This window comes from Methylobacterium sp., assembly GCF_019750675.1.
Taxonomy (GTDB): domain Bacteria; phylum Pseudomonadota; class Alphaproteobacteria; order Rhizobiales; family Beijerinckiaceae; genus Methylobacterium.
Map to the genome: position 1 here is coordinate 25,522 of NZ_JAIEOF010000282.1, position 23,401 is coordinate 48,922.

Consider the following 23,401-nt stretch of genomic DNA (forward strand, 5'->3'; position numbering starts at 1 on the left):
GCGGCTGATGATGGATGGCAGCGGGGCCCTGCGCGTTCACGGCGCCTGATCGGGCAGGCGCACGGCTTGCCCGTCCTTGAGCGAGTGGACGCCGGCCAGGACCACGCGGTCGCCGGCGTTCAGGCCCGCGCCGATGCTGACGTGGTTCGCGTCCCGGCGCGTGACGGTGACGGGCCGCTTGAGCACGCTCTTCCCGTCAGGCGCGACGACCCAGACGGCATCGCGGCCGTCCTCGGTCAGCACCACGGTGGCGGGCAGGTCGACATGGGGCGGCTCGGCGCGCGCCAGGGTGACGGTCAGGGTCGAGCCGAGGCGGAAGGCCTCCGATGGCTTGATCAGGGTCATGCGGATGCGCCGGGTGCGCGTGGTCTGGTCGGCGAAGGGGGCGATCTCGCGGACACGCGCCGTCGCCGTCACGTCCGGGGCGCTCTGGAGGGAGACCGTGAACTCGGCATCGGCCGGCATGGTGCCGACGAGGTCCTCGGGAATGTCGACCACGGCCTCGCGCTCCTCGGGTCGGGCCAGGGTCGCGACCGCCTGTCCCGCGCTGAGCACCTGACCGACCTCGGCGCTGCGCACCGTGACGACGCCGTCGAAATCCGCGCGCAACTCGGTGTAGCCCATCTGGTCCTGCGCCCGCTGCAGGCTCGCCTCGGCTTGCGAGACCCGGGCCTGGGCCGTGTCGCGGCTCGCCACGGCGGTGTCGAGTTGCGCCTGACTGACATTGCCGCCGGCGAGCAGGCGGCGGCGGCGCGATTCCGTGGCGCTCGCGTTCTCGGCCTGCGCCCTGGCATCGGCGAGCTCGGCCTCGGCCCTGGTCAGGGCGAAGCGCGTCACCACCGGATCGAGCGCGGCGATGCGCTGCCCCTTGTGGACGATGTCGCCCACGGTCACGTCGCGGGCGATCATGCGCCCGGCGATCTGGAAACCGATCTCGGACTGGTAGCGCGGCGCCACCACGCCCGCGAAGGGGCCGAAGACCTGGGCCGAGACCGGCTTTACGACCCGGTAGAGAACCGGCCGCACGGGTGGCGGCGGAGCCGTGCCCTCGGCGGCCTGACAGGCACCGAGCGGAAGCACGAGGGCGACGGCGAGCAGGGCCGGACGGATCATCGCGTGGCCTCCAGGGTCTCGGCGACGGCAACGGTCTGCCCCGGCCGCAGGAGCTGGATACCCGCGATGACGACCTCCTCGCCGGGCTCGACGCCCCCCTTCAGCGCGATGGTGTTGGGCCCGTAGCGCTCGATCGTGACGGTTCGGGGCGAGACGGTGCCGCTGGCGGGATCACGTACCCAGACCGCGGGGCCGTTCTCCCAGCGGTAGAGCGCCGACCAGGGCAGCACGATCGCCTGGCGCGGCCGGAACTTGCCCGTGCCGATGACGACGGCACCGAGGCTCATGGCCTTGGGCGTCTCGTCGAGCCCGACCTTGACCCGCACGGTGCCGGAGGCGGCATCCACGCTGGGGGAGATCTCCCGCACCCGGCCGACCGCCGTAACCCGCGGATCGGCCTGGAGCGTGACCGCGACGGTCTTGCTCTCGGGGGGGGCGGCGAGCACCGCCTCGAAGATGTTGAAGACGGCGTCGCGCGGGCCGTCCTGCGCCATCACCAGCACGGTCTGGCCGGTCTGGACGACCTGCCCGACCTCGAAGGTGCGGCTCAGCACGATGCCGTCCACACCCGCCTTCAGGTCCGTGTAGGAGAACTGCTCCTCGGCGCTGCCCAGGGCCGCCTTGGCCGAGTCCACCGAGGCCTGCGTGGTGCGCAGTTGCTGCTCGGCGTCGTCGTAGCTCGGGCGGGTGGTGTAGCCGCTGGCCATGAGCTGCTCCTGGCGCTTGAAGTTCAGCTTGGCCTGGGTCAGCAGCGCCTCGGCCGAGGTGAGCGCGGCCTGCGCGTTGTTGAGGTTGGCCCGCTGCTCCTGCGGGTCGAGCTTGGCCAGCACCCGATCGGCGGTGACGTGATCGCCCACTTCCACGAGGCGCTTGGCGATCTTGCCGTTGGTGCGGAAGGCGACGTTCACCTGCGATTGGGCCTGGATATCGCCGGTGAAGATGAGGTCGGAGGCGATGGTGGTGTCGCGCGCGACCACCGTGCGGACCACCGCGACCGCGGGGCTCGCGGGCTTTGCCGCCGCCTTGGCTTCTTCCTCGGCATGCGACGCGGACGACATCGCGACGACACAGGCCGCGAGCACCAGGGCCATACCCCCGCACCGGCGCGGCCAAACGGTCAGCCAACTCACCATCGCGTCCTCGAGATTCGAAAGGCCCTACCCTCCGGCGTCACATATCTGCTATCTTACCGACCGTCCAGACGGTTCTTTTTCAGGGATCGTCCTCCCGGCGGAGCGTCTTCGCGGCTCGGCCGTTCCTGGGTATCCCATTGGGGTGATCGACTTTCTTGCCGGTTGCAGCGTTGATCTTTCCCCCCTCGAAATCGCTGACGGACCGGCCAGATTGTCGATGATGAAGGCGCGCACCCGACGCGAAGACCGCCCCCTCGTGATTCTGGACGCTGCCGAACGCCTGATCCGGCGTATGGGCACGCGCACCCTCACCATCGACGCGGTGGCGGCCGAGGCTTCGCTCAGCAAGGGCGGCGTTCTGCATCACTACGCCTCGAAGGACGCGCTGATCTCGGCGCTGGCCGAGCGCAAGCTGCGGGAGATCCGCGAGAGCGTGGCGGCTCACGAAGCCGAGCAGGGGGCGAACGCGGCCGCCCTCCCCCTGGCGTTGATCGCCCATGCGCGGCAGGTCTACGCCGACGAGGACGGGTTTCCCCGCGCCCTGCTGCTGGCCTCCGCCGAGAGCCCGGATGCCTTCGCGGGCTTCAACGCCTTCCTGAAGCAGCGCCTCGCCCAGATGGAGGACGTGGCCTGCTGCCCCGGCGCCGGCGCGATGCTGACCTTCGCCACCCTCGGCCTGCTGCTGACCCGGACCCTCGGCTTCCACTGCCTGGAAGGGGCGGAACTGGAAAAGCTCTTCGACGCGATGGAACACGCCGCCAAGGGTCTGCCGAATTCCGGGAGCCCGACGCCCTGAGTGCGCCTCAGGCGCGGTTGCGGAAGGGATGCAGGAGCTGGCCGGCGAAATCCTTCGGGAAGGTCGGGTCTTCGATCCCGAACCGCTCGGGTCGCTCACCCTTCGGCATGTAGTAGGTCCCGAACATGAGGTCGAGAATCGGGAAGGTCGCCGAGAAATTCTTCGAGCCGCCCTGGTCGATGCCGGTGTGATGCCAGCGATGATAGATCGGGCTGACGATGACGGTCTTCAGGAACCCGAAATCCCAGTTCAGGTCGCTGTGGATGAGAGCGGAATGCCAGACCTGGAACGGCGCCACAAAGGCGATGATCTCGATCGGCATGCCGAGCAGGATCAGCACCACGTCCGGAAGCACGATGTGGATAAGGTCGTCCATCGGGTGGAAGCGGCGCGCCGACATCCAGTGCAACTCCTCGGTCGAGTGATGCACCGCATGGTAGTGCCACAGGGTCATGGTGTGGAACGCCCGGTGGGTCACGTACATCATGATGTCGATGAGGACGATGTACACGATCACGCTCAACCAGAACGGCATGCCGGCGAGCAGAGACACCCCGAGCGACGGAGACGTATCCGTGGCGTCTTGGCCCCGGATCATCGAGAACCAGACCGTACCGGTGATGAGGAGCAGGAGGCTGAGGTAACGGGTGAACAGCGGGGTGGCGAACCACCAGCAGATGTCGGTGATCATATCGGAGGTGCGCCACCACGGCTTGCCCGAAGCTCCGGGAAACAGCGCACACAGGATCGTCAGGACGACCGCCAGGGCCAGCGTCGTCGGCAGGCCCGCGATGATCGCCTCACTGAATTGGGTCACGACGGCCAAGGCCCAATCGGTCATGCGTCAGCCCTCGCGTTCGACACTGCTCCCGTAGAACTGTCAGATCCGCCTTAAGGGGCGGTTATGCGCACCGGGGGAAACCCACGTGATCCGTACCCTGTCCAGGGCGCGCGGACTCAGCGTCCGGCCGCCCGCGCAGCCTCGATCTGCGCAACCGCCGCCCGCACGCGCATGTCGATCAGGGTCCGCCCGCGCTCGGCCGACGCGCGGCTCGGATCACCGCCGGCGCCAGTCGCCTCGGCGCGAAACCCGATTCCCGAAAGGCGGCCGAGGTCGACCCCCTCGGGCCAGATCGCCATGAGTTCGGAGGTGTCCTGGATACCGGCGTGGCGCCCGATCGTCTCCATGGTCTCGCCAGCGGCCCGGAGCCAGTCGAGTTGGGCGGCATCGTCGTAATACGCGCTCACGTCGACGACGCGGACCCCTTGCGAAGCCCATTCCCGGGACAGGCGCTCGGCGACCTCGCGCTGCGGCCCTGTGCTCGCCCCGTGGTCAGCCAGGAAGCCGATCGTCCGGAAGCCCGCGCCCTTCAGGCTGCGGGCAATGCCCTCCAGGGTGCCGGCGAAGACGGCGTCCGGGACGCCGATCGTGCCAGGAAAGCGCAGGTGGCCTTCGGCCGGATCGTAGGCGCCTTGCGGAACATAGGAGATCACGGGGGCGACGAGGGTTTGGCCCAGCCCCTCGGCGATCCGGTGCGCGGCCCAGCCGACGATGCGGTCGTGCTTGCCCGTCACCATGTGGATGCCGTTCTGCTCGATGCCGCCGCTCGGCACGAGCACGGTGGTGGCGCCCCGCGCGACGGCGCCGCGCACCTCCACCCATGTCATCCGCGCGATCTCGACCTCGCCCGAGAGCGGAGCCGTCAAGGGCCGGCCGACGAACACCAGCCCGGCGACCAGGGCCGCGAGGCACAAGGTGCCCCACTTCGCCGCGACGGGTAAGCGGGACGGGTGTCGGGACGGAGGGGGCATCACGGGCTCGGAACGACGGAGGGCGGTGGAAGGCTAGGCCTCGGGCGTTAACGGACCGGTGTCCCCGTCACCTCGGCCATCGCGGTAAAGAGGAGCGCGTGGCGGCCGGCCAGGGCGTCGATGTCGGTGGAATAGCCCCCACCGATGACGCCGACGAGGGGTACCCCGCGCCGCCGGGCCTCGCCGACGACGAACCGGTCGCGCGCCAGGATGCCTTCGTCGGTGAGGGCGAGGCGGCCGAGGCGGTCGTCGTGGTGAGGGTCGACGCCGGCATTGTAGAACACGATGTCGGGTCGAATCGCGTCGAGGAGCGGCCCGACATGGGCCTCCAGCACTTCCAGGTAACCGGCATCGTCCAGGCCATCGGGCAGTCCGACATCGCGGTCGCTGGCGATCTTGCGGGTCGGGTAGTTCTTCTCGGCGTGGATCGACAGCGTGAAGAGGTCGGGCGTCCCGCCGAGGCAGTCGGCGGTACCATCACCCTGGTGGACGTCGCAATCGATTACGAGGGCGCGGGCGATGGTTCCGTCGGCGTGAAGCTGGCGCGCGGCCACCGCGACGTCGTTGAAGATGCAGAAGCCCGCTCCGGTCTCGCGCCGGGCGTGGTGGCTGCCCCCGGCCGTGCTGCCCGCGATGCCGTGCGCCAGGGCCAGCCGCGCTGCCAGCAGGGTTCCGCCCACGGACGCGCAGGAACGAGCCACCACCGATTCGCCCACCGGCAGGCCGATGGTGCGCTCGATCTCGCGCGAGACGTCGTGGGCCAGCACGGCCTCCACGTAGGCGCGGTCATGGGCGACGGCGAGGAGTTCGGCCCCGGCGGGCTCAGGGCGGGCGAAGCCGTTCGGCACCAGGCCCCGCGCCGCCAGGATCTCGGCGAGCCGGCCGTACTTGCGCATGGGGAAGCGGTGCCCCTCCGGCAGGGTCGCCTCGTAGGCCGGATGGAAGACGATGGGCAGGCTCATGCGAGATCCGCCGCCAGCCGCTCGGCCAGGGCAGCGCCGCTGTCGTAGGCGGCTTCGACGCGCGGCCCGAGGCAGGCATCGCCCGCATAGCCGAGGCGCGCGGCCGCATCGTACAAGTAGGGCGCACCGCAGGTCGCGGTCACCAGGGCGTAGCGCCAGCGATGAGCGCGCCGATGGGTCGGGGCGATGGCCATGCCGAGGAGCGCGCCGAGGGCCGCGAGCAAAGCGGCCTCGACCGCCTCGGGGGTCTCCTCCAGGTGTGCCGCCGACCACTCAGGCGAGGCGTGGAGGGTGACGTGGGGCGCAGCCCCCGAGCGGCCAGGCTTCGCGCTCTCCCGGAACACGGCCGCGATCGGCCCCTCGCCCGGCCGGAGCACATCGCCCGCGAAGGGAAGCTCCTGCGGGACAGCCAGCATCAACGACCAGCACGGCGCGTAGGCGGCCTTGCGGAGCCCCGCGAAGCCCGGCGCGCCGAGGCCCGGCGCCATCGAGTCGATGAGACGCTCGGCCTGGGGGGCCGGGGGCGTGAGCACCAGCGCGTCGAACACCCGGGCCTCGGACGCCTCGGCGAGGGCGAGGCGCCAGCCGGCGGCATTCCGCGTCAAGCCGGTCACCGTGCGCCCCACATGGACTTCGAGGCCGGCGAGAAGATCGCGCACGGGGGCCGTCATGTCGGGCACCGCCGCGTGCGTGCCCGGCGCGTCCCAGGGCGCCACGATCCCGCGCGCGCGCCAAGCGTCGAGGCGGTGCCGAAAGGCCGGCCCATGGGCACGCAGGACCTGTGCGCCGTGGTCGAAGCGAAGACCGGTCTCGCGGTCGCGGCGGCTCGCCATGCGGCCCCCGACCTGGCGCCCCTTGTCGAACACGCTCACGGCGAACCCGGCATCGGCGAGGCGGCGCGCCGCGCTCGCCCCCGCCATTCCGGCCCCCACGATCGCCACCTGCGCCGGCCTGGCCAAACCCCGTCTCCCTCACGACACCGCTGCCCTGTCATACGCCTGAAGCATCCGGGCTGTTAGGGGCGCTGATGCGCGAAGCACCGCGACCCCGTGTCCGGCGGGCCGGCGCGCGACGGGTGCCGCAAGGCCCGCCAGGGAAGAGGTCACGGATGTGGGAGGGGCCGATGTGGAACGCGGCGATGCGTGACCTGGGCGCGACCGGCACGCTCGTCGCCCTCGCCCTCTGCGGCGCCCTCACCCTGATCAACCTCGCGGGCATCGCGATGGCGGCCCGCCGGATCGGACGCGGGCAGAGCATCGGTCTGGTTCCGGCGGGCGCGCCGGTCTCCCTGGTCCGGCCCGTCTGCGGCGTCGAGGCGTTCAGCGAGGAATTGCTGACGCGGGGATTCCACCTCGCCTATGCGGATTACGAGATCCTGTTCTGCGTGGCGGACGCGGACGACCCGATCGTGCCCCTGCTCCGCCGCCTGATGGCCGCGCATCCCGGAATCTCCGCCCGCCTGATCGTCGGCGACGAGCGCATCAGCGACAACCCGAAGCTCAACAACTGCGTGCGGGGCTGGGAGGCGGCCCGGCACGACTGGGTGGTGCTCGCCGATTCAAACGTCGCGATGCCGCCGGACTACCTGCAGCAGCTCCAGGCGGCCTGGGGCCCGGATACCGGCCTCGTCTGCTCGACGCCGATCGGCGCCCGGCCGGACGGCCTGTTCGCCGCGGTGGAATGCGCCTTCCTCAACACCCTCCAGGCGCGTTGGCAATACACCGGCGAGGCCCTCGGCCTCGGCTTCGCGCAGGGCAAGAGCATGCTCTGGCACAAGCCGTTCCTGGAGGCGCGGGGCGGCATCCGGGCCCTGGCCGCGGAGATCGCCGAGGATGCGGCGGCCACCAAGCTGGTGCGCGCGGCGGGCGCCCGGGTCCACCTCGTCGCCGCGCCCTTCGACCAGCCCCTCGGCCGCCGCACCCTGTCGGAGGTCTGGTCGCGTCAATTGCGCTGGGCCCGCCTGCGCCGGGTCACGTTTCCGCTCTTCTTCGCCCCCGAAATCGGCTGCGGCCCGCTCCTGCCCTTCGGCATCGCGCTTAGCGCCGCCCCCTCCCTCGGCCTCGCGGCGATCCTCTTCGGCCTCACCACCCTCTGGTACGGGGCCGAGATCGGCCTCGCCCACCGGGCCGGATGGTATCGCCGGCCGCGGCTCCTCCTCGCCTTCCTCATCCGCGACACCCTGATCCCGGCCCTCTGGACCTGCGCCTGGATGCGGGGCGCGATTCTCTGGCGTGGCAACGCGATGGACATTCGCCCCAAGGCCGGCGGTTTCGATCCGGCCCCGCCCCGGTCCTGGCGGCGCCCGCGCGCCAGCGCTGCCTGAGGGCCGCGCCCTTCCCGTCCACCGAGGGCCGTTGACAACCGGCGAAGGGGATGGCGCGATGCAAGCGGGGATGGACCCCACAGGAGTCTCGACGCCGTCCACCTCTGGGGTGTCGCGGTCGGCCTCGTGATCTCGGGCGCGTATTTCGGCTGGAGCTCCGGCTGGGCTCGGCTATGGGGTGCGCATGAGAATCGCGATCCTCGAAGCGGGCGCACCCCCGGACCGGCTGGGGGGCCGCTATCCCGGCTACGGACGGATGACGGCCGACTTCCTCGGGGCGGGACATGTGGGCACGATCCACGCCATCACCCGCGGCGAATGGCCGACCGGCCCGGAGCGTTACGACGCCGTCATCGTCACGGGGTCACCCGCAGGCGCCTACGATCCTCACCCCTGGATCGCGGACCTCTTCGATTTCCTGCGCCGCCTCGACCGGGCCAAGCCCCTGGTGGGTATCTGCTTCGGCCATCAGGCCATGGCGCAGGCCTATGGCGGGCGCGTGGAGAAATCCGCGAAGGGCTGGGGACTCGGGCTTCATGCCTACGACATCCACGAGCAGGCGCCGTGGATGGACGGCACGGCCACGGTGTCGGCTCCGGCGATCCATCAGGATCAGGTTATGGCGTTGCCGCCCGGCGCCCGCACGCTCGCCGGCAGCGCCTTCACCCCGCACGGCATCCTGGCCTATGCCGACCGGCGCGCGATCTCGTTCCAGTTCCATCCGGAATTCGAGGCGGATTACTCCCGTGCGCTGATCGCCGGCCACCGGCCGGGGGACCTCGATCCGAAGCAACGCAGCGACGCCCTCGCGTCCCTTGAGAGACCGGGTGACGGCGCCCGCGTCAAGCGATGGATCGCGCGGTTTCTCGACACGGAATGAGGAGCGGGACGGTGGCGGAGCAGCATCGTCGCTGGTGCCCGCGGAGGGACTCGAACCCCCACGCCTTTCGGCTTCCGATTTTGAGTCGGACGCGTCTACCATTCCACCACGCGGGCACGCGCCGCATGTCCTGCCGCGCGGGCCTGCGGCTGTCAACCGATCCCCGAAACGGAGACCGCCCCGTGTCCGCCTGCGGATCCATTCGGGCGGGCTCGTCGGGCTATGCGGCCCCGGGGCGCTCGCCAGCCGGGGCACGGTGTGGTCAAAGGGCGCCCTTCGCCGTTCTCAAGCCATCTCGGACCCATTCATGATCCGTCGCCTCTACGAGTGGATCCTCGCGCTGGCGGGTAAGCCGTCCGCGCCCTATGCCCTCGGTGCCGTCGCCTTCGCGGAAAGCTCGTTCTTCCCCGTACCGCCGGACGTGATGCTGGTGCCGATGGCGGTGAGCCGGCCGGACCGGGTCTGGTTCTACGCCCTCGTCACCACCCTGGCCTCGGTGGCGGGCGGCGTGCTCGGCTACGCCATCGGGGCGCTGCTGTTCGATTCGATCGGGCAGTGGGTGTTCCGGGTCTACGGGCTCACCGACAAGGCGGCGACCTTCCAGGCCTCCTATGCGCAGTACGGACACTGGGTGATCCTGCTCAAAGGCCTGACGCCGATCCCGTTCAAGCTCGTGACGATCACGTCCGGCTTCGCGCATTACGACCTGTTCTGGTTCGTGGTGCTGTCGCTGCTCACGCGCGGCGCACGCTTCTTCCTGCTCGCGGGACTTCTCGGCCGCTACGGCGTTCAGATCCGTGGGGTGCTCGATCGGCACCTCAACGTCGTGGCGGCGATCTCCGTCGCGGTGATCATCCTGGGCTTCGTTCTGTTCAAGGTGCTTCTGTAGAGATGGACTACGCTTCGCTCCTCCGCCTGCGCCGGGCTGCCCTCCTCGTTCTCGTCGGCTCCGTGCTGACGATCGCGGGCGCGTTCTATTTCCAGTGGGGGCTCGGCTACGTGCCGTGCAAGCTCTGCCTGCAGGAGCGAATTCCCTATTACGCGGCGATCCCCCTGGCGCTCCTCTGCCTGTTCGTTCCCGCCTGGGCCACCCGTCTCGTCCTCGGTCTCGCGGCCATCGGCCTGCTCTACGGAGCTGGCCTCAGCGTCTATCACGCGGGCGCCGAATGGGCGCTCTGGGCCGGGCCCACGGATTGCGGCGGCGGCGCGGGCGCGAATCCGAAGGAGATCGGCGACTTCCTGAACACCCTGCAGACCACGCGGGTTGCGGATTGCTCCACCGCCGCCTGGCGCCTCCTCGGGATTTCCCTGGCGGGCTGGAACGCGCTCATCGCCTTCACGCTCGCCACGGTGGCCGGCACGGCGGCACTCAAGCGCTAGGCATCGTTCGCCGATACGGCGAGAAAACCTGGGGCGGAGGCCTGGATATCAGTGCCGGTCGTCGAGGGCCGGCGGCAGTGGCGCGACGTCGATGCCCTCGTCGATGAGGGCCCGCGCCTCGTCGAGGCTGGCTTCCCCATAGATCGCGCGGGTCTCCACCTCGCCGTAATGGATGCGGCGGGCCTCCTCGGGAAAGCGCGCGCCGACATCGTCGGCGTTCCGGACCACCTCGGCACGCAGGGCCTGCATCAGCGCTCGCAGGCGCTGCTCGGGCTCGCTGGCCGCGAGTTCCGGCGTCGACGCCACCGACGGAACCGGCAGAGCGGGCTCGGAGGACGCTTCGGCGGCGGCCCCGCGCGGGCCCCGGTCGGTACGGGCGACGGAGGGCGCCATCATGCTCTTACCGACGCGGGCCGATCCGCAGACCGGGCAGGTGACCAGCCCGCGCGCGGCCTGCGCGTCGTAGGAATCACTTGACGGAAACCAGCTCTCGAAGCCGTGCCCGGCCTCGCAGGCGAGGGTGTAGCGGATCATGGGACCGAGTTTCGGGGAACGAGGGTCAGGCGGGACGTCCGACACGCTCGACGGTGAAGGGGCGCGCGTGCTCGAGGGTCGGGATGCGGGCGCGGGCGTCTGTGACGCGGGACAGGTCGACCTCCGCCAGGATCACGCCGGGCTCGGAGCCGCCGGCATCGGCGAGCACCTTGCCCCAGGGATCGACAATGAGCGAGTGCCCATAGGTGTCGCGCCCGTCCTCGTGATGCCCGCCCTGCGCGGCCGAGATCATGAAGGAGCCCGTCTCGATGGCGCGGGCACGGTGGAGCACGTGCCAGTGGGCCTCTCCGGTCTGCTGCGTGAAGCAGGCGGGCGCCGTGAGGATCGCGCCCCCCGCCTCGGCCAGCGCCCGGTAGAGGGCGGGAAAGCGGATGTCGTAGCAGATGGCGAGCCCGATCGCCGCCCAGGGCGTGTCGGCGACCACCGCGCAGGCACCGCCCGTATAGGTGGCGGATTCCCGCCAACGCTCGCCGTTGGGCAGATCGACGTCGTAGAGGTGCAGCTTGTCATAGGACGCTGTGATCGCGCCCTCGGCATCGATCAGGAAGGCGCGGTTGGCGATCTTGTCGCCGTTGCGCACGGCGAGCGAACCGATCTGGATCACGATCCCGCGCGCGCGCGCGACCTCGCGCAGGGCCGCCAGGGTCGGGTCGTCGTCCTGCCCCGTGACCTTCTCGAACAGGCTGGTCCGGCTGCGCTCCACCAGAGAGGTCATCTCGGGCGTCTGCACGTAATGCGCGCCCGCATCGGCGGCCTCGCGCACCAGGGACACGGCGGCATCGCGGTTGGCGAGCGGATCGCGCCTGGAGCGCATCTGCACGCAGGCGGCGGTGAACCGGGGCGCGGCGCTCACGCGGCCACCATCGGGTCGAGCTTGCCGGCGCCGTTCAGGGCGTAGAGGTCGTCGCAGCCGCCCACATGGGTGTCGCCCACGAAGATCTGGGGCACGCTGGTGCGCCCGCCTGCCCGCTGCACCATCGTGGCGCGCGAGCCGGAGGTTCTCTCGACGTCGATCTCGGTGAAGGCGATGCCCTTGTCGCGCAGGAGGCTCTTGGCCGCCGAGCAGTACGGGCACCATGCGGTTGTGTAGATTGTGACCGGCTTCATCGTCGTAACGCCCCACCCCAATCCAACCAGCATATAGGCGAGCGCGACCGCACTTCCTACTACCGGTCAGCCGGCGACGGGGCGAGAATTGCTCAGGCCGCCAACAGCTTCTCGACCTCGTTGACGAGATCGCGCAGGTGGAACGGCTTGGACAGGACCTTGGCGTCCTTCGGGGCCTTGGAATCCGGGTTCAGCGCCACGGCGGCGAAGCCCGTGATGAACATCACCTTGATGTCCGGGTCGAGCTCGGTGGCGCGGCGCGCCAGCTCGATACCGTCCATTTCGGGCATCACGATATCGGTGAGGAGCAGTTCGAAGGGCTCTTCGCGCAGGCGGTTGTAGGCCGACAGGCCGTTGTCGAACGACAGCACGTCGTAGCCGGCGTTTTGCAACGCCTTGGCCAGGAAGCGGCGCATGTCGTTGTCGTCTTCCGCCAGGAGGATTTTCATCGCGCGGCGTCCCGTACCATTTGATTCGTTGTGTTCTTTTCACAAAGCACCGGCTTGGTAAACAGAACGTTGCCAAGCGCTCCGGCCGGGGTGTCCAACGGCACCCGTAGCGGCTTCGCGGCGCGCCCATGCTGCTGGACAGGCCAGCCGGCAAACCGCAAAGTGAGCGCATGCGTTGTTCCGTCCGCACCGAGGCGCCCACGCCGCGATGACAGAGTCGTCCCAAGCCCCCGAGGCGTCCGGAGCGGCGGCCTTCGATCCGCCCTTCACGGTGGATGAGCCGACCGAGCACACCCTCCCCTTCGTGTTCAACGCACCCCATTCGGGCGCAGTCTATCCGCCGGCCTTCCTCGCCGCCTCGCGGCTCGGGGGCCTCGCGCTGCGGCGCTCGGAGGATGCGCATGTGGACCGGCTGTTCGCACCGGTGGTCGATCTCGGCGCACCCCTGATGCGGGCGCATTTCCCGCGCGCCTTCCTCGACGTGAATCGGGAGCCCTACGAGCTCGATCCGCGCATGTTCGACGGGCGCCTGCCGGCCTTCGCGAACACCCGCTCCATGCGGGTGGCGGGCGGCCTCGGCACCATTCCGCGCCTCGTGGCCGACGGGCAGGAGATCTATCGCGGGCGCCTGCCCGTGGAGGTCGCGGTGGAGCGGATCGAGTCCCTCTACAAGCCCTATCACCGCACCCTGCGCGGCCTCATCCAGCGCACGGCCCGCCGGTTCGGGCACGCGATCCTGATCGATTGCCACTCGATGCCTTCGTCGAGCCTCGGGCGCGACGAGGCGGCACGGGCCGACGTCATCCTGGGCGACCGCTTCGGCACCGCCTGCGCGCCGATCCTGATCGACGCCTTCGAGCACCACCTGAGGGCGCGGGGCTACCGCGTGCTGCGCAACAAGCCCTACGCCGGCGGCTTCATCACCGAGCATTACGGCGAGCCGAACGTCGAGCGCCACGCCCTGCAGATCGAGATCAACCGGGGCCTCTACATGAACGAGGCGACCCTCGCGATCACCCCGGGGTTTTCGGAACTGGTCTGGCACCTGCGCAGCGTCGTGGCGGCCGTCGCCGCCGAGGTGCAGGGCCTCTCGCCGACGCGGATGGCTGCCGAATAAGGTCTCGGTCCGCGAAACCTCCGCGGGGGCGAAGAACGTGGAGCCGAGCACGTGAGGCCAAGAAATCTTTGCGGCGTCCCCGAAAAGATTTCGCCGGTCCGCGCGGGAAAGTGACGGTTTTGCCGCCCCATCCCGCGCAAGTCCGGTTAGGAGTAGCCCAGACCGAGCGCGTACCTATAATGCAGGCACGCTGCCGCCGCACGAGCCAGAGCCCATGACGTCTCGCATCCCCGACTTCGCGACCGTTCCGTACGCGGCCGACGCCGTTCCGGCCCCGGTGCCGCCCATCGGCGACCCCTGGATGACGCCCGAGGGCATTCCGGTGAAGGGCGTCTACGGTCCGCAGGACCGCGAAGGCATCGAGTTCCTCGACACCTATCCGGGTGTGGCGCCCTACCTGCGCGGCCCCTACCCGACGATGTACGTGACCCAGCCCTGGACCATCCGGCAATATGCCGGCTTCTCCACGGCGGAGGATTCGAACGCGTTCTACCGGCGCAACCTCGCCGCCGGTCAGAAGGGCCTGTCGGTGGCCTTCGACCTCGCCACCCACCGGGGCTACGACTCCGACCACCCGCGCGTCTCGGGCGATGTCGGCATGGCGGGCGTCGCCATCGACTCGATCTACGACATGCGGACCCTGTTCTCCGGCATTCCGCTGGACGAGATGACCGTCTCGATGACGATGAACGGCGCGGTGCTGCCGATCCTCGCCCTCTACATCGTGGCGGCCGAGGAACAGGGCGTGCCTCCGGAGAAGCTCGCGGGCACGATCCAGAACGACATCCTCAAGGAGTTCATGGTCCGCAACACCTACATCTACCCCCCGGCGGGTTCGATGCGGATCATCGGCGACATCTTCGCCTACACTTCCAAGAACATGCCGAAGTTCAACTCCATCTCGATTTCCGGCTATCACATGCAGGAAGCCGGGGCGACGAACGACCTCGAACTCGCCTACACGCTGGCCGACGGCGTCGAGTACATCAAGGCGGGCCTCGCGGCGGGTCTCACCATCGACCAGTTCGCTCCGCGCCTGTCCTTTTTCTGGGCCATCTCGACGAACTTCTTCATGGAGATCGCCAAGATGCGGGCCGCGCGCCTGATCTGGGCCAAGCTCGTCAAGGAGTTCGAGCCAAAATCCGACAAGTCCCTGCCGCTGCGCACCCATTCGCAGACGAGCGGCTGGTCGCTGACCGCCCAGGACGTGTTCAACAACGTCACCCGCACCTGCATCGAGGCGATGGCGGCGACGCAAGGGGGCACCCAGTCCCTGCACACCAACGCCCTCGACGAGGCGCTGGCCCTGCCCACCGACTTCTCGGCCCGCATCGCCCGCAACACCCAGCTCTTCCTGCAGCAGGAAAGCGGCACGACGCGCATCGTCGACCCGTGGGGCGGCTCCTACTACGTCGAGAAGCTCACTCAGGATATCGTCGCCCGCGCCTGGGAGCACCTGCGCGAGGTCGACGAGTTGGGTGGCATGGCCAAGGCGATCGAGGCCGGCATCCCGAAGCTGCGCATCGAGGAAGCCGCCGCCCGCGCCCAGGCCCGGATCGATTCCGGCCGCCAGACCATCGTGGGCGTCAACAAGTACAAGCCGGACGACGACCGCGCCATCGAGCTGATGCGCGTCGACAACGGCAACGTCCGCACCCTTCAGATCGACAAGCTGAAGCGCCTGCGGGCCGAGCGCAGCCAGGCCGACGTCGACGCCGCGCTCGCCGCGCTGACGGCGGCGGCGCAGGGGACGGGCAACCTCCTCGAACTCGCCGTCAGCGCGGCACGGGCCAAGGCCACGGTGGGCGAGATCTCGGACGCTCTGGAGAAGGCCTGGGGCCGTCACCGGGCCGAGATCCGCTCGATCTCGGGCGTGTACAAGCGGGAGGTGGGTGGCATGTCGCCGGTGGTCGAGACCGTTCGCAAGCTCGTGGAGACCTTCGAGGAGAACGACGGGCGCCGCCCACGCATCCTCGTCGCCAAGATGGGCCAGGACGGGCACGACCGCGGCCAGAAGGTCATCGCCTCCGCCTTCGCCGATCTCGGCTTCGACGTGGATATCGGACCGCTGTTCGCGACCCCCGCCGAGGCCGCGCGGCAGGCGGTGGAGAACGACGTGCACATCGTCGGCGTGTCGTCGCTGGCCGCCGGCCACCTGACCCTGGTGCCCGAGTTGAAGGCGGCGCTGACGGAGCAGGGCCGCGGCGACGTGATGATCGTCATCGGCGGCGTGATCCCGCCCGGCGATTACGACGCCCTCTACGCCGCCGGTGCCTCGGCGATCTTCCCACCCGGCACCGTGATCGCGGAGGCCGCCGTGAAACTGATCGAGGAGCTCAACGGGCGCCTCGGCTACGCCGCCCGCCAAGCCGCCGAGTAGGCCGTCCGCGGATCGGGGAGGGCTTCGAAAGCCGCGATTCTGTCGTCGAAGGGCGCCGCGAGCGATGGCGGTTCCAGCCGTGACACGGTAGGACCCTCAGCAGATGCGGGTTGTACGCAATTCGGCGTGCATGATCACTTGAGGGGAGAATGTCATGTCAGAGCGGTCCGGCGATCTGATCCATCCGGTGATCCTATGCGGTGGGTCGGGCACGCGGCTTTGGCCGGCCTCCCGCGAGAGCATGCCCAAGCAGTTCACGCCGCTGATCAATCCCGATAGTTCCACCTTCCAGGACACGGCCCGCCGTCTGACGGATGCGAGCGTCTTCGCCCGCGCCACGGTGCTCACCAGCAGCGATGCGCGCTTCATCGTCGCCGAGCAGCTCGCCCAGGCCGGCATCGCGGCCGACATCATCCTGGAGCCCGATCGGCGCGACTCGGCCGCCGCGGTGGCGGTCGCCACCCTCCACGCGGCCGCCCAGGACCCGCAAGCCGTAGTGCTGATCATGGCCGCCGACCACGTCATCGGCGACACGCGGGCCTTCGTCGAGGCCGCCCGGGCCGCCGCCGCCGGCGCGCGGGCCGGACAGATCATGACGCTCGGCGTCACCCCGACGGCACCGGCCACCGGTTACGGCTACATTCGCGTCGGCGAGCCCCTCGACGACGCCTCCGGGAATCACCGGGTCGCGCGCTTCGTCGAGAAGCCGGACCGGGCCGGGGCCGAGCGGCTGATCGCCGAAGGCGCGCTCTGGAACTCGGGCTACTTCCTGTTCCGCGCCGACGTGATGCTGGCCGAACTCGAAGCCCACGCCCCGGAGATCCTGGAGGCCACCCAGGCCGCTCTCGCGCGCGCGGTCCGCGACCTCGACTTCGTGCGTCTCGATGCGGCCGCCTTCGGCCGGGCGCCCAAGACCTCCATCGACTACGCCGTGATGGAGCGCACCGAGCGGGCCGGCGTGCGCCCGGTCTCCTTTCCCTGGTCGGATGTCGGGACCTGGGACGCGGTCTGGGAGGTGCTGCCGCACGATGCGGACGGCAATGCGCTGCGCGGCCGGGTCGAGACCGTGGATACCCGTGGCAGCCTGATCCACAGCGAGGGCGAGCACCTGACGACGGTGGTGGGCCTCGACGACGTGGTGGTGGTGGCGACCGCCGACGCGGTCCTGGTGACGTCGAAGGCGCGAGCCTCACAGGTCAAGGACCTCGTCGCGAACCTGCGCGCGAAGGCGTATCCGGAGGCCGATGCCCATCGCCGGATGTACCGGCCCTGGGGCTGGTACCAGCGCATCGACATCGGCGAGCGCTTCCAGGTCAAGCGCATCATGGTGACGCCGGGGGGACGGCTCTCGCTCCAGAAGCACTTTCATCGTGCCGAGCACTGGGTGGTGGTCAAGGGCACGGCGGAGGTCACGCTCAACGACGCGGTCGTACTGGTGCACGAGAACGAGGCGGTCTACCTGCCGATCGGCTCGATGCATCGCCTGACCAATCCCGGAAAGATCCCCCTGGAGCTCATCGAGGTTCAGGTCGGCTCCTATACGGGCGAGGACGACATCATCCGCGTCGAGGATATCTACGGTCGGTAGGACCGCGACGATCCGGCCCGTCCGATGGCGTCGGACGGGCCGGGACGACCCCATGGCGACGGCTTCGGGCGCGACCGTGCTCTGGGCGCGCCTTCAGATCCGCTCCAGAAACTCCGCGATCGGCGTGGCCAGGACAGCGGCGAGGTGCGCGCAGCGGTGTGCGGTGAAGACACAGGCGGAACGGGCCTTCGCCGCCGCGCGGGAAACGCGCCAACGGGCGCCACGCCCCACGGCGAGACCGCGCAGGCGATTGCTGATCGCGAGGCTGTTCCGGTCGAATTGGGTCTTCACGGTGTCGGCGTAGAAGGCGGAGATCTTGTCGGCGTCCATACCCGGCGTCGCGAGCCAGGCCGGCACGTACTCCCGGCAGAGGCGCTCCACGTCGATCAAGGCCTTGTGCATCCCGGTTCCGGAGACGGGGCACGAGGTGCAGTAGGCGTCACCGATCAGGACCACGCCGGCGCGTTCGTGCCCCTGCGTCTGGCGAAGGTCGATCGGACGGATATCGAGGTTGCCCGCGATCTCGATGGGTCCGCACACCCGCTCGAGGTTCGGGAGCGTCCGCCGTAGGGTCTCGGTGGGATCGGCGCGGAACGCCTGCATCCAGGGCTCGTCGTGCTCGCGATACACGAACAGGTTGGCGCGCATGCGCGACCCGATCGGGAACAGCGAGATATAGGACACGCGGTCGTTCCAGCGCTCGCCGTAATAGACGATCGACTCGAAGGGGAAGGCCGCCGGGGGCGCCTTCAGGTAGAACCCGATGCAGATCGAGTGGTCGCGCTGGGCATCCACGATGTCGATCCCGACGCGCCGATGGATGGCGGCCCCCGGCCCCGTCGCGACGACGAGGAGGCGGCCCTCCACCACGGAGCCGTCGTTCAGGGTGACGCGCTGGAGATCCGCTCCGCTGGCGATATCGGTGACGCGCCCATACCGGAGTTCGGCCCGCTCCGGCAGCACCGCCCGCAAGGCGGTGACCAGGTCCTTGTAGGCGAAAGCGTATTCGCGCCGGGTCCGGCGCGTCATGACGCGTCCGAACCGGGCGATCCACACGCTTGAGATCGGTGTGGCCGCGGCCCGCACCGTTTCGCCGAGCCCGAGCCGATCGAACAGGGCGAGGATGGGGGTTCCGAGCTTTTCGGCCCGCAGGCTGGGAGGCACGACGGCCGCGGCGTCGATGATCACGACATCGATGCCGGCCCGCGCCAGGGTCGAGGCCGCGACGTTCCCGGCGAGACCCGCCCCGATGATGACGACATCGGTCCGCCGGACAGCGCGCGCCGCCTCCGACGAAGGCTCGCACGCAGCGTCCTCGATGGGCACGGGGATGGTTTCTTGGCTCAGCATAAAACCTCACGGTCGCGAGGGATTAATTTTCAGATTCACTCGCAGCAATCCGACAAGATGGAAAGCCCGCAGGACCGGAAGAAAGCCGGAATGTCGCCGGCTCAGTACTCGTTACGCAGATCGACTTGCTTCACTCGAAGAGATGGCCTGAGTTTTTATAGTTAACGGCCCATCGTCTCCACATCGCGCCTGCCTGCGAGACGCTTTCATCGCCGGGTCGGCCCTGACGAATCACACCTGCGCCGGCCTCTCCGCGCGACCCCGATAGGACAGCGCTTCGGCGAGGTGGATCCGGCGCACCCTGGCCTCGCCGTCGAGGTCGGCGAGCGTGCGGGCGACTCGCAGGGTGCGGTGGAAGCCGCGGGCCGAGAGGCGCATGCTCTCGGCGGCGGAGCGGATCAGCGCCGCCCCCTCCGGATCGGGGGCCGCGACGGCCTCGATCACCGATGCGGGACAGGTGGCGTTGGTGACGACGCCGGTGAGATCGTAGGCCGCGTAGCGCGCATCCTGGAGCGCGCGGGCGGCCGCGACCCGGGCCGCCATCTCCGCCGAGCCTTCGGCGGGCGGCGGCAGGATGAGATCGGCCGCCGTCACCGCACCGACCTCGATGCGCAGGTCGATACGGTCGAGGAGCGGGCCCGAGATGCGGGCACCGTACTGAGCGACGCAACGCTCGTTCGGCCCCTTGCGGCAGGCATAGCCCGGCTCCAGAGCCTGACCGCAGCGGCAGGGATTCATCGCGGCGACGAGCTGGAAGCGGGCCGGATACGTCACCCGGTGATTGGCGCGCGCGATCATCACCGAGCCGGTCTCCAGGGGCTGGCGCAGGGAATCGAGCACCTGAGGCGTGAACTCGGGCAGTTCGTCGAGGAACAGCACGCCCCCATGGGCCAGCGAGGCTTCGCCGGGGCGGGCGTTGATGCCGCCGCCGACGAGGGCCGCCATGGAAGCGGAGTGATGGGGTTGCCGGAACGGGCGCCGGTTCGAGAGGGCGCCCCCCTTCAGTTCCCCCGCCACCGACTGGATCATCGAGACCTCCAGCAGTTCCCGGGGACCGAGGGGCGGCAGGATGGATGGCAGGCGCGCGGCCAGCATCGACTTGCCCGCGCCCGGAGGTCCGTTCATCAGCAGATTGTGCCCCCCGGCCGCCGCGATCTCCAGGGCGCGCTTGGCGCCCTCCTGTCCCTTGATGTCGCGCAGGTCCGGCAGGGGGCCGCCGGCCGCCGCGATGGCGGGTTCCGGCCGGGCCATGACCTGCGTGCCCTTGAAGTGGTTGGCGAGCTGGATCAGGGAGCGGGGCGCCAGAACGTCCATGTCGCCGCCCGCCCAGGCGGCCTCGGGCCCGGTGGCGGCCGGGCAGATAAGGCCGAGGCCGCGCGCGTTGGCGGCCATGGCGGCGGGCAGCACGCCGGAGACGGGCGATATGGTGCCGTCGAGGGCGAGTTCGCCCAGCACGCAGTAGCCCGCCAGGGCGTCCGCCGGCAGGGCGCCGATGGCGCCCATGACCGCGAGCGCGATGGGGAGGTCGTAATGCGAGCCCTCCTTCGGCAGGTCGGCCGGCGCCAGGTTGACGGTGATGCGCTTGGCCGGCAGCGCGAGGCCCGAGGCGATGAGGGCGGAGCGCACCCGCTCGCGGGATTCCGCCACGGCCTTGTCGCCGAGCCCGACCACCGTGAAGGCGACGATGCCGGGGGCGATCTGCACCTGGACGTCCACGGCCCGCGCTTCGATTCCCTCGAAAGCGACGGTGGCAACGCGGGTGACCATGCTGAACCGCCCCTGGGGTCGACGCTCCCGCGACCGTAGGGGGCAGGCGAGCGCGACACAACCTTTGCGCGTGCGCCTTTTCCCGCCGGGGCTGGAACCTCGTCGGGCCTCGACGGTTCGGTGGGCGTCGGAAGACGGACTCCACCACCCACGGGAGATGACATGTCGATCAAGTTCACGGGCCTCGCCGCCCTCGCCCTCGGCCTCGCCTTCACCGGTTCGGCCTTCGCGGATCGGGCGCCCACCCCCGAGGAGCAGACCAAGATCGAGGCCGTCCTGAAGCAGGAAGGCTTCACGAAATGGAAGAAGATCGAGGTCGAGGACGATGAGATCGAGATCGACGACGCGATCGACGCGAACGGCAAGCAGTTCGACCTCGAGCTCGACCCGAAGACCTTCGCCATCGTGAAGCGCAAGGCCGAGTAGGTTTCGGCTTCCGCGGGCGGTCCGGCCGTGACGCCGGATCAGCCCTGGCGGGAGAAGTAGGTCCCGGCGGGCGGGCTCGCCCCCGCGCCGCTGGGATTGAGGCCCCGCCACTGCGTCAGGAGGCGGCCCGCGCCCCGGCGCATCTCGAAGAGCGGCGCTCCGACATCGTAGAGCCGGGTGCCGTAGGCGTTCACGGTTCGCCCATCCCCGAAGGTATGAAAGCCAACCGCGACCGCGTCGTCCCCGCCGCTGAGCTTGCAGACGATGGTCTCGTCGGTCTGGAAGCCCTCGATCCGCAGGAGGCAGTCCCGGTTGCCGCGCCCCGCGGCGATATCGAGCCGATAGGTGACGATGATCGGCGAGCCGCCGACCGTACGGCCCGCATCGTGCTCGTAGTGATAGCTGCCGGCCCACGCCCGCGCCGCCTCCGTCGCGGCGGTGGCGGCCAACGCCCCGAGGCCCGACAGGGCCAGCAGGCTCAGGCCGAAACGTCCCAGCATGCGGCATCTCCTCATCCGTTCACAGGTGGGTTTCGCCCAGCCTCGCGCCCGGATCGGGCAATTTGCGGGCACCCTCCGGCGCTTCGCGATGCGTTCCGCGACTTCGGCGCGTGCGGCGCGTCCGGTTCGTGGCGTCATTGGCTTGCATCCGCGACGGACCCCGGCCATATAGCCCTCGGGAGGTTGGCGAGGGACGTTTCACTCGCCAACCGGGTCAGGTCCGGAAGGAAGCAGCCCTAACGAGACCGAGCGGGTCTTCGTCCAGCCTCCCACCTCGATCGATGCCTTTCGGCTCGCGTGGCGGCATCCTCCGACCGGAGCCGCTCCGAACCCAGCTAAGGCGGCATGGACGCGACCTCCGGTCTACCGAGCGATGCCGGGTTCCTGCCCGGCCTTCCCGAGCCAGCGCCGGCCGCGACGCCCTACCGGGTGCTCGCCCGCAAGTATCGCCCCCAGAATTTCGAAGACCTGATCGGCCAGGGCGCCATGGTGCGCACCCTGGCCAACGCCTTCGCGGCGAACCGCATCCCGCAGGCCTGGATGCTCACGGGCGTGCGCGGAGTCGGCAAGACCACCACGGCCCGAATCCTGGCGCGCGGGCTCAACTACGTCCGCGACGGACATCCCGACACCGGTCCCACCATCGCGATGCCGGAACTCGGCCGTCACTGCCGGGCGATCATGGAATCCCGGCACATGGACGTGCTGGAGATGGACGCCGCCTCGCATACCGGCATCGACGACGTGCGCGGCATCATCGACGGCATCCGCTATGCGCCGACGGAGGCGCGCTACAAGGTCTACATCGTCGACGAGGTCCACATGCTCTCGGAGAAGGCGTTCAACGCCTTCCTGAAGACGCTGGAGGAGCCGCCGCCGCACGCCAAGTTCGTGTTCGCCACCACCGAGATCCGCAAGGTGCCGGTGACGATCCTGTCGCGCTGCCAGCGCTTCGACCTGCGCCGCGTCGAGGCCGAGACCATGGTCGGGCACCTCGCCCGCATCTGCACGGCCGAGGGCGTGGAGGCCGATGCCGAGGCCCTGGCGGCGATCACGCGGGCGGCCGAGGGCTCGGTGCGCGACGCGCTCTCGCTCCTCGATCAGGCCATCGCGCACGGGGCCGGCATCGTGAGTGCCCAGAGCGTGCGCGACATGCTGGGGCTGGCCGATCGCGGCCGTATCGTCGACCTGTTCGAGGCGGTGATGCGCGGCGACATCCCAGCCGCCTTCGCGGAGGTGCGCGGGCAGTACGAGGCCGGCGCCGACCCGGCGGTGATCCTGTCGGACCTCGCGGGCTTCACTCACCTCGTCACCCGCCTGAAGCTCGTTCCCGACGAGGCCGCCGCCGACCCGACCTTGAGCGAGGCGGAGCGGGTGCGCGGCGGCGATTTCGCCGGCAAGCTCTCCGTGCGCGTGCTCTCGCGGGCCTGGCAGATCCTGCTGAAAGCAATCCCCGAGGTGCAGACCGCGACGCGTCCCCTGGCGGCGGCCGAGATGGCCCTGGTGCGTCTCGCCTACGCGGCGGACCTGCCGACCCCTGACGAGGCCCTGCGCCAGATGAAGGCCCAGGCGCTGGCAGGCTCGGCGTCCGGATCTAGCGCCGCACGGGCGGTTTCCGCCCCGGGATCGATCTCGGCCGAAGCCCGGCCGGCCCTGCCGCCGATACCGACCTTTTCCGCCGAGGCGCCCCCGCCCCGCCCTGCCCTGTCCATGGCGGCCAACGGCGGCGGTTCGCGCCCCGCCCTCGTGAATTCCGGGCTCGC

At 69.9% G+C, this 23,401-nt stretch carries 23 protein-coding genes, 1 tRNA gene and 1 other RNA gene; 11 read left to right on the forward strand and 14 right to left on the reverse strand.

All coding sequences use genetic code 11. The features are described from left to right. Positions 1–36: 36 nt before the first annotated feature. Positions 37–1,113 carry an efflux RND transporter periplasmic adaptor subunit gene (locus tag K2X24_RS14660; RefSeq protein WP_292499114.1) on the reverse strand — a complete coding sequence of 359 codons (1,077 nt, stop codon included), beginning with the start codon at positions 1,111–1,113 and terminating at the stop codon, positions 37–39. Continuing rightward, on the reverse strand, positions 1,110–2,171 hold the full coding sequence (locus tag K2X24_RS14665; RefSeq protein WP_292499135.1) for an efflux RND transporter periplasmic adaptor subunit: 1,062 nt from the start codon (positions 2,169–2,171) through the stop codon (positions 1,110–1,112). Before K2X24_RS14665 ends, K2X24_RS14660 begins: the two co-directional genes overlap by 4 nt. Positions 2,172–2,463: 292 nt before the next feature. Between K2X24_RS14665 and K2X24_RS14670 the strand changes: the two genes are divergently transcribed. After that, positions 2,464–3,042 carry a TetR/AcrR family transcriptional regulator gene (locus tag K2X24_RS14670; RefSeq protein ID WP_292499115.1) on the forward strand — a complete coding sequence of 193 codons (579 nt, stop codon included), beginning with the start codon at positions 2,464–2,466 and terminating at the stop codon, positions 3,040–3,042. 7 nt (positions 3,043–3,049) lie between these two features. On the opposite strand, the gene K2X24_RS14675 is transcribed toward K2X24_RS14670, so the two are convergent. From K2X24_RS14675 to K2X24_RS14690, 4 genes are all read right to left on the reverse strand, one after another. Then, positions 3,050–3,883, reverse strand: coding sequence for a sterol desaturase family protein (locus tag K2X24_RS14675; protein WP_292499116.1), 834 nt, complete (start codon positions 3,881–3,883; stop codon positions 3,050–3,052). Between the two features lie 116 nt (positions 3,884–3,999). Next, positions 4,000–4,854, reverse strand: coding sequence for a creatininase family protein (locus tag K2X24_RS14680; RefSeq protein WP_292499117.1), 855 nt, complete (start codon positions 4,852–4,854; stop codon positions 4,000–4,002). 47 nt (positions 4,855–4,901) lie between these two features. Next, positions 4,902–5,816, reverse strand: coding sequence for a histone deacetylase (locus tag K2X24_RS14685; protein ID WP_292499118.1), 915 nt, complete (start codon positions 5,814–5,816; stop codon positions 4,902–4,904). Then, the gene (locus tag K2X24_RS14690) at positions 5,813–6,775 is read right to left on the reverse strand and encodes an NAD(P)-binding protein (protein WP_292499119.1); all 963 of its coding nucleotides are present in this window, start codon (positions 6,773–6,775) and stop codon (positions 5,813–5,815) included. Before K2X24_RS14690 ends, K2X24_RS14685 begins: the two co-directional genes overlap by 4 nt. A 179-nt stretch (positions 6,776–6,954) precedes the next feature. Between K2X24_RS14690 and K2X24_RS14695 the strand changes: the two genes are divergently transcribed. Beyond that, entirely contained in the window at positions 6,955–8,139 is a 1,185-nt protein-coding gene (locus K2X24_RS14695) for a ceramide glucosyltransferase (RefSeq protein WP_292499120.1), read from the forward strand. A 184-nt stretch (positions 8,140–8,323) separates the two neighbouring features. Further along, positions 8,324–9,019, forward strand: a complete 696-nt coding sequence (locus K2X24_RS14700) for a type 1 glutamine amidotransferase (protein ID WP_292499121.1) — start codon at positions 8,324–8,326, stop codon at positions 9,017–9,019. A 32-nt stretch (positions 9,020–9,051) separates the two neighbouring features. On the opposite strand, the gene K2X24_RS14705 is transcribed toward K2X24_RS14700, so the two are convergent. Then, positions 9,052–9,135 (reverse strand) — tRNA-Leu (locus K2X24_RS14705). A gap of 191 nt (positions 9,136–9,326) precedes the next feature. Between K2X24_RS14705 and K2X24_RS14710 the strand changes: the two genes are divergently transcribed. Continuing rightward, positions 9,327–9,908, forward strand: coding sequence for a YqaA family protein (locus K2X24_RS14710; protein ID WP_238280774.1), 582 nt, complete (start codon positions 9,327–9,329; stop codon positions 9,906–9,908). Positions 9,909–9,910: 2 nt separating this feature from the next. Beyond that, entirely contained in the window at positions 9,911–10,399 is a 489-nt protein-coding gene (locus tag K2X24_RS14715) for a disulfide bond formation protein B (protein ID WP_292499122.1), read from the forward strand. 48 nt (positions 10,400–10,447) lie between these two features. Here K2X24_RS14715 and K2X24_RS14720 read toward each other — a convergent pair whose 3' ends face one another. From K2X24_RS14720 to cpdR, 4 genes are all read right to left on the reverse strand, one after another. After that, positions 10,448–10,933 (reverse strand): DUF1178 family protein, encoded by a 486-nt coding sequence (locus K2X24_RS14720; protein ID WP_292499123.1) that lies wholly within the window; start codon positions 10,931–10,933, stop codon positions 10,448–10,450. Between the two features lie 25 nt (positions 10,934–10,958). Then, positions 10,959–11,807 (reverse strand): carbon-nitrogen hydrolase family protein, encoded by an 849-nt coding sequence (locus K2X24_RS14725; RefSeq protein WP_292499124.1) that lies wholly within the window; start codon positions 11,805–11,807, stop codon positions 10,959–10,961. Further along, positions 11,804–12,061 carry a glutaredoxin 3 gene (gene grxC / locus K2X24_RS14730; RefSeq protein WP_292499125.1) on the reverse strand — a complete coding sequence of 86 codons (258 nt, stop codon included), beginning with the start codon at positions 12,059–12,061 and terminating at the stop codon, positions 11,804–11,806. Before grxC ends, K2X24_RS14725 begins: the two co-directional genes overlap by 4 nt. A 92-nt stretch (positions 12,062–12,153) precedes the next feature. Beyond that, positions 12,154–12,510 carry a cell cycle two-component system response regulator CpdR gene (cpdR, locus tag K2X24_RS14735; protein ID WP_003603128.1) on the reverse strand — a complete coding sequence of 119 codons (357 nt, stop codon included), beginning with the start codon at positions 12,508–12,510 and terminating at the stop codon, positions 12,154–12,156. 208 nt (positions 12,511–12,718) lie between these two features. Here cpdR and K2X24_RS14740 point away from each other — a divergent pair, with 208 nt between their 5' ends. The 3 genes from K2X24_RS14740 to K2X24_RS14750 all read left to right on the forward strand — a co-directional run bounded on the left by K2X24_RS14740 (position 12,719) and on the right by K2X24_RS14750 (position 17,595). Next, complete coding sequence (locus K2X24_RS14740) at positions 12,719–13,627, forward strand: N-formylglutamate amidohydrolase (RefSeq protein ID WP_292499126.1); 909 nt, start codon at positions 12,719–12,721, stop codon at positions 13,625–13,627. 214 nt (positions 13,628–13,841) lie between these two features. Further along, positions 13,842–16,007 (forward strand): methylmalonyl-CoA mutase, encoded by a 2,166-nt coding sequence (gene scpA, locus K2X24_RS14745; RefSeq protein ID WP_292499127.1) that lies wholly within the window; start codon positions 13,842–13,844, stop codon positions 16,005–16,007. Between the two features lie 154 nt (positions 16,008–16,161). Then, a complete protein-coding gene (locus K2X24_RS14750) occupies positions 16,162–17,595 on the forward strand; it encodes a mannose-1-phosphate guanylyltransferase/mannose-6-phosphate isomerase (RefSeq protein WP_292499128.1) in 1,434 nt (477 codons plus the stop codon). A 93-nt stretch (positions 17,596–17,688) separates the two neighbouring features. On the opposite strand, the gene K2X24_RS14755 is transcribed toward K2X24_RS14750, so the two are convergent. Continuing rightward, positions 17,689–18,945, reverse strand: coding sequence for an NAD(P)/FAD-dependent oxidoreductase (locus K2X24_RS14755; RefSeq protein WP_292499129.1), 1,257 nt, complete (start codon positions 18,943–18,945; stop codon positions 17,689–17,691). 231 nt (positions 18,946–19,176) lie between these two features. Continuing rightward, a complete protein-coding gene (locus K2X24_RS14760) occupies positions 19,177–20,712 on the reverse strand; it encodes a YifB family Mg chelatase-like AAA ATPase (protein WP_292499130.1) in 1,536 nt (511 codons plus the stop codon). A gap of 162 nt (positions 20,713–20,874) precedes the next feature. On the opposite strand from K2X24_RS14760, the gene K2X24_RS14765 reads away from it, so the two are divergent. Next, the gene (locus K2X24_RS14765; protein ID WP_243912755.1) at positions 20,875–21,138 is read left to right on the forward strand and encodes a PepSY domain-containing protein; all 264 of its coding nucleotides are present in this window, start codon (positions 20,875–20,877) and stop codon (positions 21,136–21,138) included. Between the two features lie 38 nt (positions 21,139–21,176). Here the strand turns inward: K2X24_RS14765 and K2X24_RS14770 are convergent, their stop codons facing one another. After that, positions 21,177–21,638 carry a DUF5991 domain-containing protein gene (locus tag K2X24_RS14770; protein WP_292499131.1) on the reverse strand — a complete coding sequence of 154 codons (462 nt, stop codon included), beginning with the start codon at positions 21,636–21,638 and terminating at the stop codon, positions 21,177–21,179. Between the two features lie 177 nt (positions 21,639–21,815). Between K2X24_RS14770 and ffs the strand changes: the two genes are divergently transcribed. Both ffs and K2X24_RS14780 read left to right on the forward strand, forming a co-directional pair. Continuing rightward, positions 21,816–21,912, forward strand: an RNA gene (gene ffs / locus K2X24_RS14775) — signal recognition particle sRNA small type. Positions 21,913–21,983: 71 nt separating this feature from the next. Then, positions 21,984–23,401, forward strand: a 1,418-nt coding sequence (locus K2X24_RS14780) for a DNA polymerase III subunit gamma/tau (RefSeq protein WP_292499132.1), incomplete at its 3' end; no start/stop codon positions are given.

Bases quoted from the DNA above. Each gene is read 5' to 3' on its own strand.
- K2X24_RS14765 (WP_243912755.1), top strand. From the start codon at position 20,875: ATGTCGATCAAGTTCACGGGCCTCGCCGCCCTCGCCCTCGGCCTCGCC.
- K2X24_RS14770 (WP_292499131.1), bottom strand. From the start codon at position 21,638: ATGCTGGGACGTTTCGGCCTGAGCCTGCTGGCCCTGTCGGGCCTCGGG.
- K2X24_RS14700 (WP_292499121.1), top strand. From the start codon at position 8,324: ATGAGAATCGCGATCCTCGAAGCGGGCGCACCCCCGGACCGGCTGGGG.
- K2X24_RS14665 (WP_292499135.1), bottom strand. From the start codon at position 2,171: ATGTCGTCCGCGTCGCATGCCGAGGAAGAAGCCAAGGCGGCGGCAAAG.
- K2X24_RS14680 (WP_292499117.1), bottom strand. From the start codon at position 4,854: ATGCCCCCTCCGTCCCGACACCCGTCCCGCTTACCCGTCGCGGCGAAG.
- K2X24_RS14715 (WP_292499122.1), top strand. From the start codon at position 9,911: ATGGACTACGCTTCGCTCCTCCGCCTGCGCCGGGCTGCCCTCCTCGTT.
- K2X24_RS14685 (WP_292499118.1), bottom strand. From the start codon at position 5,816: ATGAGCCTGCCCATCGTCTTCCATCCGGCCTACGAGGCGACCCTGCCG.
- K2X24_RS14740 (WP_292499126.1), top strand. From the start codon at position 12,719: ATGACAGAGTCGTCCCAAGCCCCCGAGGCGTCCGGAGCGGCGGCCTTC.
- K2X24_RS14660 (WP_292499114.1), bottom strand. From the start codon at position 1,113: ATGATCCGTCCGGCCCTGCTCGCCGTCGCCCTCGTGCTTCCGCTCGGT.
- grxC (WP_292499125.1), bottom strand. From the start codon at position 12,061: ATGAAGCCGGTCACAATCTACACAACCGCATGGTGCCCGTACTGCTCG.
- cpdR (WP_003603128.1), bottom strand. From the start codon at position 12,510: ATGAAAATCCTCCTGGCGGAAGACGACAACGACATGCGCCGCTTCCTG.
- K2X24_RS14695 (WP_292499120.1), top strand. From the start codon at position 6,955: ATGCGTGACCTGGGCGCGACCGGCACGCTCGTCGCCCTCGCCCTCTGC.
- K2X24_RS14670 (WP_292499115.1), top strand. From the start codon at position 2,464: ATGATGAAGGCGCGCACCCGACGCGAAGACCGCCCCCTCGTGATTCTG.
- K2X24_RS14760 (WP_292499130.1), bottom strand. From the start codon at position 20,712: ATGGTCACCCGCGTTGCCACCGTCGCTTTCGAGGGAATCGAAGCGCGG.
- K2X24_RS14710 (WP_238280774.1), top strand. From the start codon at position 9,327: ATGATCCGTCGCCTCTACGAGTGGATCCTCGCGCTGGCGGGTAAGCCG.
- K2X24_RS14675 (WP_292499116.1), bottom strand. From the start codon at position 3,883: ATGACCGATTGGGCCTTGGCCGTCGTGACCCAATTCAGTGAGGCGATC.
- K2X24_RS14750 (WP_292499128.1), top strand. From the start codon at position 16,162: ATGTCAGAGCGGTCCGGCGATCTGATCCATCCGGTGATCCTATGCGGT.
- scpA (WP_292499127.1), top strand. From the start codon at position 13,842: ATGACGTCTCGCATCCCCGACTTCGCGACCGTTCCGTACGCGGCCGAC.
- K2X24_RS14720 (WP_292499123.1), bottom strand. From the start codon at position 10,933: ATGATCCGCTACACCCTCGCCTGCGAGGCCGGGCACGGCTTCGAGAGC.
- K2X24_RS14755 (WP_292499129.1), bottom strand. From the start codon at position 18,945: ATGCTGAGCCAAGAAACCATCCCCGTGCCCATCGAGGACGCTGCGTGC.